Annotated in this window: 8 protein-coding genes and 1 pseudogene; 4 read left to right on the plus strand and 5 right to left on the minus strand. The window is 63.4% G+C overall.

What is annotated here, in order from left to right:
- Nucleotides 1–111: 111 nt before the first annotated feature.
- From AK81_RS20765 to AK81_RS20780, 4 genes are all read right to left on the minus strand, one after another.
- Nucleotides 112–798: a hypothetical protein gene (locus AK81_RS20765; RefSeq protein WP_043202006.1), complete on the minus strand. Its 687-nt coding sequence runs from the start codon at nt 796–798 to the stop codon at nt 112–114.
- Between the two features lie 147 nt (nt 799–945).
- The gene (locus AK81_RS20770; RefSeq protein ID WP_043202010.1) at nt 946–2,028 is read right to left on the minus strand and encodes a hypothetical protein; all 1,083 of its coding nucleotides are present in this window, start codon (nt 2,026–2,028) and stop codon (nt 946–948) included.
- 39 nt (nt 2,029–2,067) lie between these two features.
- Nucleotides 2,068–2,694 (minus strand): LysE family translocator, encoded by a 627-nt coding sequence (locus AK81_RS20775; RefSeq protein ID WP_043202014.1) that lies wholly within the window; start codon nt 2,692–2,694, stop codon nt 2,068–2,070.
- A 2-nt stretch (nt 2,695–2,696) separates the two neighbouring features.
- Complete coding sequence (locus tag AK81_RS20780; protein ID WP_043202016.1) at nt 2,697–3,494, minus strand: YqcI/YcgG family protein; 798 nt, start codon at nt 3,492–3,494, stop codon at nt 2,697–2,699.
- Nucleotides 3,495–3,653: 159 nt separating this feature from the next.
- Here AK81_RS20780 and AK81_RS20785 point away from each other — a divergent pair, with 159 nt between their 5' ends.
- Nucleotides 3,654–4,574, plus strand: coding sequence for a LysR substrate-binding domain-containing protein (locus AK81_RS20785; protein ID WP_043202018.1), 921 nt, complete (start codon nt 3,654–3,656; stop codon nt 4,572–4,574).
- Here AK81_RS20785 and AK81_RS20790 read toward each other — a convergent pair.
- Entirely contained in the window at nt 4,555–5,451 is an 897-nt protein-coding gene (locus tag AK81_RS20790; protein ID WP_043202066.1) for a LysR family transcriptional regulator, read from the minus strand. The two genes, AK81_RS20785 and AK81_RS20790, sit on opposite strands and share 20 nt — an antisense overlap.
- Nucleotides 5,452–5,568: 117 nt before the next feature.
- Between AK81_RS20790 and AK81_RS20795 the strand changes: the two are divergent.
- The 3 genes and pseudogenes from AK81_RS20795 to AK81_RS20805 all read left to right on the plus strand — a co-directional run bounded on the left by AK81_RS20795 (nt 5,569) and on the right by AK81_RS20805 (nt 13,655).
- Nucleotides 5,569–6,757, plus strand: a pseudogene (locus AK81_RS20795) (MFS transporter).
- Between the two features lie 34 nt (nt 6,758–6,791).
- Nucleotides 6,792–9,152, plus strand: a complete 2,361-nt coding sequence (locus AK81_RS20800) for a DNA polymerase II (protein WP_043202068.1) — start codon at nt 6,792–6,794, stop codon at nt 9,150–9,152.
- A 78-nt stretch (nt 9,153–9,230) separates the two neighbouring features.
- Nucleotides 9,231–13,655 (plus strand): NEL-type E3 ubiquitin ligase domain-containing protein, encoded by a 4,425-nt coding sequence (locus AK81_RS20805; protein ID WP_043202021.1) that lies wholly within the window; start codon nt 9,231–9,233, stop codon nt 13,653–13,655.
- Nucleotides 13,656–13,739 lie beyond the last annotated feature (84 nt).

Consider the following 13,739-nt stretch of genomic DNA (forward strand, 5'->3'; position numbering starts at 1 on the left):
CGCATAGCGCCCCCGGCAATATTGGCTGCGAAGCTCAAATCTTGGGGCCGCTGCGCGCCCCGATCGCGACACAAGGCCGCTCCTACACAGGGGGCGCGTTAGCTCGGTGTATTACGGATGGCGGGTCAGATGCTGTTGCGCCGTCACGCAGCCGTTGATGTCCACGGCTTTCTGCAGCAGGCTCAGGCGGTGCGCTGGGTCCAGGTCGCTAAGCAGGCGGTACACCTCGGCCTGGTAGTCGCGCTGGCGCCCCCACAGCATTTCCAGGCCTTGTGGCCGGCTGCGGCTGCAGGCCAGGCGGGTGGCCGGTTGCGGGTAGTAGGGGGCGTACACGGTGGCCATGCTGGGGATGGCCTCCAGCGCTTCGCGGTACTCGCTGCTGGCACTGTAGGGCCGGCACCAGGTGGCGATAGCGGGTGCGGGTGCGGCAAAGCCTTGCTTGAGGCTGGCTTCGAGCAACGGGCAGGCGGCATCCGGAATTTGCGCGGCGGGCAGGTAAGTCATGTAGTACAGCGCCAGGCGGTACTGCGCGACCGGGTGGCCCAGCTCTACCGACTTTTTCAACAGCGCAACCGCTGTCGGCAGGGTGTGGGCCATGGCCTGTCCCTGGCGGCTAAGCTCGGGGTCGGCGCCTACGGCGGTGCGCAGGGTGCTGGTATCGGCGCCCTGGTTGTCGGCCTGCTCCAGCAGCGGCAAGGCCTGGCGGTAGAGCAGGTCGGCGTGGGGGTCGATGCTCACCTCCAGCGCGTGCGCAGCCAGCGGCATCAGGGCGACCAACAGCGGGGGCAGGCGTCGCATGCGGCTCACAGGCAAGCCCCAGGGGCGGCCAGGCAAAGATGGACGGTTTCGATGTTAATCGCGGTCAAGCGTACGCCTCGGGAAAATCGGAACGACGGCCTATTCTAGCCACCCAAGGGGGGTGGCCGGAAGACCAGTCGACAACTGTCAGACGAGCTTGATCGGCGTGACCTTGCGTTGAGCGTGTTTTTCCTGGGCCAGGCCAAGCTTGGCGGTAATCACCTTGGCCAGGGCGTTGTTACCCAAATCATTGAGGTGCAGGCGGTCGATGAACAGGTCTGCGCCGAACACCGGCGAGCTGCTGAGCATGCTGTTCATGTCGTAGCAGGGCACCGGGTCGGCCTGGCTTTTGATGCGGCGGAAAAAGGCCGAGTGCAACTGGCTGTCGAATGCGCCGTCCAGCAGCCGGTCGAAGTTGGCCGGTTGCTGCTCCAGCGCGGCCAGCATGGCCTGCTCGCCAGCCGGCAGGGTATCCCGGCACCAGGGCAGCAACGGCTGCAGGATGAAGGTGAGGGTGGCGTGGCTGTCTGCCAGCAGCCGGTCCCACTGACGCAAGGTTCGGCCAATGCTGTCGGCAGCGCGAGCCAGGCGCTTTTCCGGCGGCGACAGCGGCCAACTGAGCGGGGCTTCGACCGCAGGCGTGCTCAAGGCCTGGCCGATGCGCCGCCAGAGTGACTGCCGGCGGGGTGGTGCGGCAGGCTGCATGCCTTCGCTGAAACTGTTGAGAAAGGCCTGGTAGGCCTTGGCGTGCTGTGGGTCGTTGGGGCTGGCGAGGACTTCGCACAGCGCTTCGTGGGCCAGGCTGTTGAGGCCGCTGAGCACCACCACGTGGCCGAGTTGGCCAAGGCGGTGCTGGTGAGTCAGAAACATCAGCAGTTCCTGGCCGGCATTGAGCCCGCAACCGGCCAGGCTCAGCCAGACCTCGCCGGTGAGCGCCGACAGGTGCGAGGCCACCGTGTGTTCGTCGGAGCTGGCGCCGATACCCAGGGCCGTGGAGCCGCCGACCAGCAGGTTGATACGTGAAGCGCCGCCGCGTTCGGCCGCCGAAAAGCGCTTGCCGGCGCAATGGCTGTAGCGCAGGCCAAGGGCATCGGTGTTGATGGTGCCAGACCGGTAGCCGGTTTCATGCACGTGCACGGTGTGTGGCGCTCGGCGGCTGCCCAGCAGCAGAAAGCGCTGGTAGTCCTGTTGCAACGGCGAAGGAGACGGGCTCGTATCAGTCGCTGTCATGGTCTTTCCTTCTGTTGCACCAGGCGCTTCGCATCAAGCTCAGGCCGCCAGTTCGTTGAAGTTGTACAGCAGGCCGCCGGCGGCGATCAGCAGCAGGGCGACGCCCGAAGCCAGGCTGATCACGCGGTTGCTGCGCTGCGAGGCGATCTTGCCGATGGCGAAGATGTACAGGCTGAGTACGGCGAAATCGATGGCCACCCACAGCAGCGACAGCACCACCATGCTTTTGCCGAACGACTCGGTGATCTGGATGAACTGCGGGAAGAAGGCGATGAAGAAAATGATGTCCTTGGGGTTGGAAATGCCCACCATGAAGCCTTGCAGCAGCCCGCCACGCCCGGCCTTGGGGGCCTCGCTCGCCGCTTTCGTGGCTGGCGCCTGCAGGGCGTCCCTCAGCGTGCCCACGGCGATGTAGCCGATGAACAGGCAACCCAGCAGGCTCATGGTGCTGAGCCATGCCTTGTCGATGGCGGCGCTGGTGAGGATGATCCAGGCTGCGGCGCCGATCAGCACCAGTGAGGCCCAGTTGGTGCCGACGGCGGTGAACATGGCCTTGCGCGCGCCGGAGGCAGCCGCGGTGTTGACGATCAATGCCACCACCGGGCCGGGGGTGGCGATGAGCAGCAGGACGGTGAGGGCGTAGGTGAAGGTGAGTGCGGTATTCACGGTCAGTTCTCGATCAGTAAGTCGGGTGTAGCCGGGTGTGCGGCATGTGCGGCATGTGCGTGGAACGGGCAGCGTGACGGGTTGAGCGAGCCTGTTTCCTGCAGTTGGTACTGCTTCCATTCGTAGTTGTCGGTATCGCCGAAAAAGCCCAGGGTGTCGGGCATGACGCCGTCGTTGTAGTGGTGCACGCGCTCGCGAATGCGCTCGCGGATGCGTTTGCCACTCTCGGTGTTGGCGTTGGCCACTTCATCGAAGTTCGCCCGTGGATTGATGACGAAGGTGATGTGATGCCCCAGGTTGCGGCTTTTCATCTGCTGGTGGCCGGGGAAGTTCATGTTGATGAACAAGGGCATGCCGGCATAGCAGAACGACCAGCCGTTGTCGTCGGGGTCGGTGGGGATGCCCTGCGGCCAGGGGTGCGGGTCGCGCGCATGCACGCCACGCAACACCTTCCAGGCCAGTGCCTGTTGTTCGGCCAGGGTGTAATCGGTGGCGGTTTCGAGAAACACCACCAGTGGGCTGCCGATGCGTTGTTTGGGTGTGATCGGGGCGACGGTGCACACGTAGTCGGCAAGGCCCTGGGCGATGTCATCGGCCAGTTGCTCGGCGCGGGCGAAGAGTATGTGACAGGTTTCGCCGTTGACCGCCTTGCGGCCGAACAGGCAAGGGAAGTCGGGGTTGGCGAGGATACTGCGAAAGTGTTCTATGGTTTTGAAGGTCCAGTGTTGCGTATTGCATCCATGTTCAACGGCCAGCTCTAGCGCATCCAGGCGATAGCAATTTCCATATCCCGTAAACATGATTTCCCCAGGCGTTAATTAAGTGAACGTTCCAGTCATATGCAGGCAGGATCTTGGTTATGTTTATTATTTACCTGCATTTTCCGAGACGCTCTCGACGTTGTAAAACGCGTGGAACTATGACCTACTATTAGTCTTGTTCATGCTCGGGACGTCGCCATGTCGGAACGGATTCAGGCCTTGCACGCCCTGCGTGCCTTCGAGGTGGCCTCTCGCTATGGCTCTTTTACCCGTGCGGCGGAAGAACTGGCCCTGACCCAAGGGGCGGTCAGCCATCACATCAAGACCCTGGAAGCCCTGTTTGGCTGCGACCTGTTCGAGCGGCGTGGCCCGAAACTGAGCCTGACCGAGCACGGGCGCCTGCTGTCGCAAGAGCTGAAGGTTGGCTTCAAGATCATCGAAAATGCCTGCGCGTTGCTGCGTCAGGACCGCTACGGCCTGCGCCTGAAGGCGCCGTCAACGCTCACCATGCGCTGGCTGTTGCGGGCGCTGGATGCGTTCAAGAAGGCCGATGACAACTGCAGCGTGCAGTTGTCCAGCGTGTGGATGGACATCGACAGCGTGGACTTCTACTCCGAGCCCTACGACTGCGCCATTCTGTTGGCCAGCGGGCGTTTCCCCGCCGATATCGAAAGTTTCAAGCTGTTCGATGAATGGCTGATCCCGGTGTGCCACCCGGATTACATGCCACAGGCTCAACCGGCCTTGGCCGACCTGGCCCAATGCGAGTTCCTGCACCCGTCACCCGACCGACGCGACTGGCGGCGCTGGCTGGCGCGGATGGACGCACTGGAGATCAGCATCGACCAGGGGCAAGTGTTCGATACCCTCGACCAGGGTATTTCGGCTGCCCAGCAAGGCTTGGGCATTTCAGTGGTCGATCTGGTACTGGCCAGCACCGACCTGGCCGCCGGGCGCCTGGTCACGCCCTTCAAGCATGCCGTGGCCACCGGCGACGGTTACTACATGACCTGGCTAAAGGCCAGCCCAAAAGCGCGGCAAATGCACAAGCTGCGTGACTTCCTGCTGGGCCAGGTTCCACCGCTGGCCTACAAGGACATCAACTACCTGTACGGTTGAACACCCGCTCGAGCATGAAATCGATGAACACCCGCAACTTCGGCGGCATCTGCCGCCCGGACGGCCACAGCAGATAGAAGCTGCCGCGCCGTTCCATGAAGTCGTCGAGGACACTGACCAGCGAGCCATTGCCCAATTCACGGCCCACGTTGAAGTCCGGCAGACAGGTAATGCCGCGGTGGTTCAAGGCAAAGCAGACGCGTGTTTCGACGTGGTTGCAGACCATCGAGATGGGGATGTCATAGGCTTGCTCGGGATGCTCCTGTCGCAGCGGCCAGGTTTCCAGCTTGCCATTGCTGGGGAAGCGATAGTGCAGGCAGGTATGTGCCGCCAGGTCGCGCGGGTGCAGGGGTGTGCCGCGTTCGCGCAGGTACTCGGGCGAGGCCACCAGGCGGTGCTGGAAGTGCCCCAGGAACTTGGCGTTGAGCCGCGAATCCACTGGCTGCCCGCCGCGCATCACCACATCGAAGCCCTCGCCGACGATATCCACCATGCGGTCGGAAAAGTCCAGGTCCAGCGCCACCTGCGGGTACAGCGCCATGAACTCGGCCAGCGCCGGCATCACCAGCGCTGTGACCTGCGGCATGCTGACACGCAAGCGGCCACGCGGGGTTTCGCTGGCCTGGGACAGCTCCTGCTCGGTGGCCTCGATTTCGGCCAGGATGCGTCGGCTGCGCTCGAGGAACAGCGTGCCCTCGGCGGTAAGGGTAATGCTGCGTGTGCTGCGGTGGAACAGGCGCACACCCAGGCGGCTTTCCAGGCGCGCCACGCGTTTGCCCACGGCCGAGGCAGTGATGCCCAGCGATTGGCCGGCGGCGACGAAACTGCGGGTTTCGGCCACCCGATTGAACACCACGAAGCCGCTGAGGCTGTCCATGTTGTATTCCTGATTGCGGACATAAATGTCCTGGGTGAGCGGCATTGTAACCGTCTTTTTCCGCAGTGGCCTTGCTTGCAGACTGTCCGCCTTGTTTTCCCACTCAAGGCAATTGTAATGTCCCAGACATCCTCCCCACCGTTGCTGGACACCAGTAGCGAACGCCTGCCCCTCAGCGGGCTGCTGGCACTGGCCATGACCGGCTTTATCGCCATCCTTAGCGAAACCCTGCCGGCGGGCTTGCTCGACCAGATTGCCGACGGCATGCACATCAGCCAGGCCATGGCCGGGCAGTGGGTCACGGCTTACGCCTTGGGCTCGTTACTGACGGCAATTCCGCTGGTGACCCTGACCCAGGGCTGGTATCGCCGGCGGGCTCTGTTGCTGGCGATCATCGGTTTTGTGCTGTTCAACGGGCTGACGGCCTTGTCGACCTCCAACAGCCTGACCCTGGTGCTGCGGTTTTTCACCGGCGCTGCCGCCGGGCTGGCCTGGGGCCTGATTGCGGGCCATGCCCGGCGGATGGTGCCGGTGGCGCAGCAGGGCCGGGCCATGGCGTTGGCCATGCTCGGGCAGCCGATTGCCTTGTCGCTCGGGCTGCCCATTGCCACCTGGCTGGGCGCAGGGCTGGGCTGGCGTGCAACGTTTGTGCTGGTCACCCTGGTGGCGTTGCTGCTGGTGGTGTGGGTGCTGCGGTCGGTGCCGGAGTACCCGGGGCATGCCGCTGGCAGGCGCCCGGCGGCCATGCAGGTGCTGCGCACGCCGGGGGTGTTGAGCGTGCTGCTGGTGATCCTGACCTGGATCCTTGGCCACAACATCCTCTACACCTACATTGTGCCGCTGCTGGCGGCGGCCGGCATGGCTGCGGACATTGGCCCGGTGCTGATGGTGTTTGGCATTTCGGCGCTGGCCGGGATCGGCCTGGTGGGGCTGCTGGTCGATCGGTATTTGCGCACGCTGGTGTTGCTGAGCCTGGCCGGTTTTGCCTTGGCCACACTGGCGTTGGGGCAGGCGTCGTCGTGGTTGATGTACCTGAGCATCGCCCTGTGGGGCTTGACCTACGGTGGCGCACCGACCCTGCTGCAGACCGCCTGTGCCGATGCGGCGGGTGAGGGCGGGGATGTGGCGCAGTCGATGCTGGTGACCGTGTGGAACAGCGCCATTGCCCTGGGCGGGATCATTGGCGGATTGCTGCTGAGCGGGGCGGGGGTGGAAGTTTGGCGGGGTAGTGCTGGTGTTGATCGCGATGGCTTGGCTGCTGGCCTTGGTAGCACGTAGAAGTGGCTTCGTGGCAGGAGCGCGCTAGCGTAGAATTGCGTTTTTCAGCAGAGGTCGACGCAGTGGAGTTGCAGCAGGGTTTTGTCCTGACCCGTCATTGGCATGACACGCCCGAAGGCACCTGCGTGGAATTCTGGCTGGCAACCGATCAGGGGCCACGGCAGCTACGCCTGGCGCCACAGGTTTCGGTGGCGTTCATCCCGCAGGCGCATGAGGCGCATGCGCGGGTGTTGCTGGCCAACGAGCCCGGCGTCGAGCTGCGGCCACTGCGCCTGAAAGACTTCGACCAGCGCCCGGTGCTGGGGTTGTACTGCCGGCAGCACCGGCAACTGATGCAACTGGAACAACGCCTGCGCACGGCGGGTATCGAGGTGTTCGAAGCGGATATCCGCCCACCCGAACGCTACCTGATGGAGCGCTTCATCACTGCCCCGGTCCAGTTCACAGGCCAACCCGACGCCCAGGGCGTCCTCTGCGAGGCCCAGCTCAAGCCCTTACCAGGTTATCGCCCGCCGCTGCGCCTGGTGTCCCTGGACATCGAAACCAGCGAGCGCGGCGAGTTGTACAGCATCGCCCTTGAAGGCTGTGGCCAGCGTCAGGTGTACATGCTCGGCCCGGCCAATGGCACGGCCGACGGCCTCGATTTTGACCTGCACTACTGCGCCGATCGCGCTGCGCTGCTGGCCTGCCTCAACCAGTGGATGGCCGAACATGACCCGGATGCAGTCATCGGCTGGAACCTGGTGCAGTTCGACCTGCGCCTGTTGCATGAACACGCCAAAGCGCTGCAGGTGCCGCTGGCGTTGGGGCGTAAAGGTGCGCTTATGACATTGCGTAGCCATGCCGGTGGTGGCCACGTGTTCGCCGACGCCCCGGGGCGACTGTTGATCGACGGCATCGAGGCGCTGCGCTCGGCAACCTGGAGCTTCCCGTCGTTCAGCCTCGAGAGCGTTGCGCAGACGTTGCTCGGTGAAGGCAAAGCCATCGACACGCCTTACCAGCGCATGGACGAGATCAACCGGCGCTTCGCCGAGGACAAACTGGCCCTGGCGCGTTACAACCTCAAGGACTGTGAGCTGGTTACGCGCATCTTTGCCCACACCCGTCTGCTCGAGTTCCTCCTGGAGCGGTCGTCGGTCACCGGCCTGGCGGTAGACCGCAGCGGCGGATCGGTGGCTGCGTTTTGCCACTTGTACATGCCGCAGATGCACCGTATGGGCTTTGTTGCCCCCAACCTTGGCAGCCGCCCCGACGAAGCCAGCCCCGGTGGCTTCGTCATGGACTCGCGCCCTGGCCTGTACGACTCGGTGCTGGTGCTGGACTACAAAAGCCTGTACCCGTCGATCATTCGTACCTTCCTGATCGATCCGGTGGGGTTGGTGGAAGGCTTGCGCGTTCCCGATGACGAGCATTCGGTGGAAGGCTTTCGCGGTGGGCGCTTTTCGCGAAGCCAGCATTGCCTGCCGGCCATCGTCGAGCGGGTGTGGCAGGGCAGGGAAGCCGCCAAACGTGACGGCAACGCGGCGTTGTCGCAGGCATTGAAGATCATCATGAACGCGTTCTACGGCGTGCTGGGGTCCAGTGGTTGTCGCTTCTTCGACCCCCGGTTGGCCTCGTCCATCACCATGCGTGGGCACCAGATCATGCGCCAGACCCGGGCGCTGATCGAGGCTCGCGGCTTTGACGTGATCTATGGCGACACCGACTCCACCTTCGTCTGGCTCAAGGGTGCCCATGCCGAGGAAGACGCGGCGCGCATCGGCCGCGAGCTGGTGGCCGAGGTCAACCAATGGTGGCAAGCACACCTGCACGAAACCATGAACCTGCAATGCGCTCTCGAACTGCAGTTCGAGGTGCATTACCGGCGCTTCCTGATGCCAACCATCCGCGGCACCGATGAAGGCAGCAAGAAGCGCTATGCCGGCCTGGTGCAGCGGGCTGATGGTTCTGAAGAGATGGTTTACAAAGGCCTGGAGTCGGTACGCACCGACTGGTCGCCGCTGGCCCGGGAGTTTCAGCAGGCGCTCTACGGCCGTGTGTTTCGCGGCGAACCCTACCGTGATTATGTCTGCGAGTATGTGCGGCGGACGTTGGCGGGCGAGCAGGACCAGCTGCTGGTGTATCGCAAGCGCCTGCGCAGGCCGCTGGCCGATTACCAGCGCAACGTGCCGCCGCATGTGCGTGCCGCACGCCTTGCCGACGAATACAACAAGCGCCTGAAGCGCCCCCTGCAATACCAGCGCGGCGGCTGGATCAGCTACGTGATCACCACCGTCGGCCCTGAGCCACTGGAAAACCTGCAGGCACCGATCGACTACGATCACTACATCAGCCGTCAGCTACAGCCGGTGGCAGATGCCATCCTGCCCTTTGTCGGCGATGATTTTGCTCGTCTTACCGACCATCAGTTGCTGCTGTTCTGAACGGGTAGTAGATAGCTAGGCGTCAGCACGACGCAACAATCTTCAGACTCGCACCTCCACGTCATCGCGGAGGCAGAGATGCTCAACAATAGCAGTCAACAAGCGGCTGCGGCCGACACCCTTAGCATGGCGCAAGCATGCCAGGACCAGTACATCGCGCAGCGGCTGCCGTCCTGGATGATGCGGCTGAGCGTGGCAGAATTCACCCTCCTGAGCGGTGCGCTGATGGAACTGTTGGCCTGCCGCGAAGGCTTGTCGGCAGCGTTGGCGCGGCTAGACAACCTGGATGCATTTACCCGGCCCTTGTTGCACGAAGCGCTTGGCGCCCACGGCGAACTCGACGTTGATCGCCTGTTCTTTCGCCAGTGGTACACCTTCACCTCGCCCACTGTCAGTTATGTCACCAGCAGGCTTCCCGTTGTCGACAGCGACTACTACGACCTCCCGGTGCTCGAAGCCGCTTTGGGGAATTTCACAGCAGAACAGCAGCGCGACCAGCCCCGTGGCAATTGCCTGGTCGATGAGCTCGGCGCACTGCGTAGTGAACTGTCCGCACCACGCTTCGCCAAATTGTGTCGAGAGCTGGACCTTGGCCAGAAGTACCAGGCGCATCTGGACTCTGTTCTGCAGCCCGAAGTCAGGGGATTGTTGGCGCGACGGGAACGCTACAGCATGCTGGTGGATGCCCTGCAGGCCAGGGCGCAAGGCGTATTGAGCGCAGGCCAGATGCAGTGGGTGGTGCAGTTGTGCCTTCAGGGTACCCTGGGCCAGCTCGAAGGCGCACCTGTTCGCGTCCGGCAGTTGGCGTTGTTCGGTTGCAGTTTGCAGCAGATCGTGGTGCTGGACGTGGTCGATGAGGGTGTTTTGTACAACACCAGCAAGCGCGTGCTGGTCTATGTGCCGGGGGACCCGCACGGCCCCTGGAGCGTGCGCAGCGACCTGGAAGATTATGCCCGCCGGGTACTTGGCAAGCGCCTGCGCGAAGATGACTACCGGCGTTTCTTCAACCGCTTCGTGCTTCGTCGCGATAGCCAGCGATTCTTCTCTGCGGTCAGCGAGCGGTTTGATGACATTGCCGCCTGGGCAACCAGGGACCTCGATGAGCAAACCTTCGCCTACAGCTTGCCGCTGTTCGAACACCTCGCTGACGATTGGGTCGCCCGGATCAAGGATGATGCTGCGATCATTGCCCCACCGGTGGGCCAGCTTGATCGCGAGGTCCAGGCCGAGCATGGCCGCCGTCTGCGTGCTGAAGGCTGGACCCTTTTGGGTATTGCAGGGTTCTTCGTGCCCGGTATCGGCGCGGTGTTGCTGGGGGTGATGGCCTGGGAGCTGCTTGAGCAGACGTTTCAGGCTGTAGGGGACTGGCAGGACAACGAGCGCAATGCGGCGCTGGCGCATCTGCTGAATGTGGGCAAAGGGCTGCTGGCTGTCGGGGCAACCGTTGCTGTAGTCGCTACGGCCCGTCGCGCCTGGAGCGAGGTGGACAAGCTGGTACCGGCGCAGCTGGCTGGCGGCGAGGAAAAACTGTGGAACGCAGACCTCAAGCCTTATCGCTGCGAAAGCCCGCCGGACACGGCAACGCGGGACATGGAGCGTGTGTACCACCTGGGCGAGCGTCGCTGGATCAGCATGGATGGTCACTGGTATGAGGTGGGTTGGTGCGATGCCGATGAACAGTGGCAACTGCTCCCCTATCAGGGCTACGCGCCGCCGCTACGTCACAATGGTGCCGGTGCATGGCGGCTGTGGTGCGAGCAGCCAGCCGAGTGGGATGACACCCACCAGCTGTTCCGTCGCCTGGGCAGGCCATTCAGCGGCCTCGATGACGCCCAGATCGACCGGTCGCTGGCGATTCAGGGTCTTGACGACCAGCATTTGCGGGCATGGCATGTGTATGGCCGGCCGCCGGAAGCCGTGCTGGTCGACACCGTCGACCGCGTGGTCCTCGCCGGCCGGATCGGCACCTTGGCCAACCAGTTGCGTGAGGGCGTGGCCACCGCCGATCCGCAGCTGCTGGAGCGGGTGATGAATCTACCCCAGGCAGCCGGCAAGGGCGGGACAGCGCTGGCCGATGTGGCCTGGGCAGGGCGACGGGAGTTGTTCCAGAGTTTGTACGAAGAGCAGAACCCCGATACGGAAACTGGCCGCCCCTTGCGCCGGGCTTTTGCCAGCCTGCACCGCCTGGCGGCGGATGAGGTGCTGCGCGATGTCAGCGAGGATGAGCTGCAGCAGCTTCGCGAGACCGGGCGCGTGCCGCTGTTCATGGCCGAGGCGGCAAGGTTGCAGGTCGCGCGGATTCGCATCGCGAGGGTGTATGAGGCGCTGAGCATCGATACGCCGCAAAACCTCGACCTGGCGCGGGTGGTACTGAACCTGCTGGTCCACGTGCGGGGGGCAGGCGGGCCCGGGTGGCACTTGTTCGACGGTGATGCCAGCGAACCGCTGCTCACGATCGAGGGCGCGGGGCAGACGTTTGACCTGCTTCACCAGCATGGGGTGTTCCGCTTGCGTGATCCTTCGCGGTCATTGACCAGTGAGGCGGGCGAGTTGTTCGAGACGCTGGCTGCGGCTTATGACGACCCGTCTCAGGCGGCCATCGGCCAGGGTCACGCTTTCGTGCCTGCACTGCGCCAGGCCCTGGCACATGTTGCAAGTGGCCAAAGGCAGGCGGTGGTAAATGTGCTCAGGCTGGATCGGCCGAGTGGCTCGTTTCTCGCGCCGCAACGGCTCGATGATGGCCGGATTGGCTACCCCCTGGCTGGCGGCAGGTTATGGGCCGCGCTGGGGCTGTCCAGGCCGAGGGCATTTCAGGCACGGCTTCGAGACCTGTACCCAGCCCTCAGTGATGAACAGATCGGCCGTTGGCTGGCGTCAGACAACGCGCAGGCCAGGTTGCGCATGCTGGAACAGCAATACGCACTGCTCAGCACCCACCTCAACAGATGGGTACGCAATGCTTTTCCCACACCGGAACTGGCCGCCCGGCGTGAGTTCAGAAAGGGCCTTGTCGACTGCTGGCGCTGCCTTGTCCCCGAACTTCAAGAGGATATGACGGTGGAGGGGGCACGCTTCATGCTGACCCAGACCCGCAGCCGCTTGCAGCAACTGCCTGCACTGCCGGCGCAAGTAACTTTTCCCCACGTCTCGATCCTGGCCTTGCGTGACATGCGCCTGGAGCAGATTCCGGATGAGTTTCTGCGGGCATTTCCCAACTTGCGCAACCTGGAAATCACCCAGTGTCGCCTCAGGCGTTTGCCTTTGCCTCTGATGCTTGCCCAACGGCTGGAAGTGCTTGATCTGTCGGGTAACCAGATCGTTCTCGACGAAAGCCAGGCGCTGATCCTGGCGGGTTGTCGTTCGCTGGTGTATCTGAACCTTTCGGACAACCCTTTGGGCAGGGCATTTTCGGTCTTCGCCATGACCGAGCTCAATGCCCTGCACCTGTCACACACCCAGATGCCCGAGTTTCCTTACGGGGTTATGGAGGTGCCAGATCTGCACACGCTGGACCTTTGCCGCAACAGTATTACCGAGTTGCCCGAGGGTTTTCACCGGTCTCAACTGTGGCGCTCTGGCAGGGTCGAGCTTTCCGGCAATCTGCTGGCGGCTGCGCCTGAGGCGCTTTCTGCGTGGCACTGGCTTGAGGCAAGCCGCGTTCCCTACCGGCTGCGTTATCTGGACGTATTGGCAGTCGGGGATCGAGACGAAATGGCCGCGCTGTGGGTCCATCTTGAAGCAGAGGAACAATCGACTGACTTCTTCAACACCCTGTCGGTGCTGACGGCATCGGGAGCATTCAGGTTCTCGTCGACCGCGTCCGACCTCGCTTCCCGTGTGCTCGCAATGTTCCGTGCGATGAATGAGGATGACGCGCTCAAGCGTGAGCTGTTCGAACATGCAGCAGCCACCGATTGCCAGGATAACGCCACTGCCCGTTTCGCTGACCTGGAACTGCGGATGATGATATGGCGTGCGCGACGCGGCGAGTTTGCCCGGCAGCCTGAGCGGGCATTGCTATGGCTCGGTGGTCGGTTGTGGCGGTTGGCGTTGCTCGACCAGATTGCCGCTGAACATGCCCAGCGGCTGGGTGCGGGCAACGAGTCGATCGAATTCGCCCTGGCATACCGGATCGCCTTGCGCAGGGCTTTGGACTTACCCGCTCAGCCAGACGCAATGCTCTATCCAGGTATTGCTGCGCTGAGCAACCAGGACGTTCGCGTGGCCCGTGAAACCGTCCTGGCGGGGCAGACCCGGGAAGGCATTGCTCAGTATCTGTCACGGAAGTGGTTCTGGCAGGATTACCTGCACAAGACCTTCCCGGTTCGCCTGCAAGTGCCGCGTCATCTGCACGCTGAGCTGGAACGGCTGATGGCCTTGGGTGGCCGGGAGGAGGAAATCGCACGGCTGCACATCAGCAATCAGCAACGGGAGCACGCGGTGTTGCTGCAGTTGACGCTGGAAGCGCTGGACAGGCATTCGCCGCCGCGTCTGCTCCCCTAGCTGTTCAGACCTTGGTCAGACCCGCGTAGCGCCAGCGGCTTTGCGCTATGCTCAGACTGTGCGGTGATTTTTGCGCAGATATTG

The organism is Pseudomonas putida W15Oct28 (genome assembly GCF_000708715.2).
GTDB lineage: Bacteria > Pseudomonadota > Gammaproteobacteria > Pseudomonadales > Pseudomonadaceae > Aquipseudomonas > Aquipseudomonas putida_R.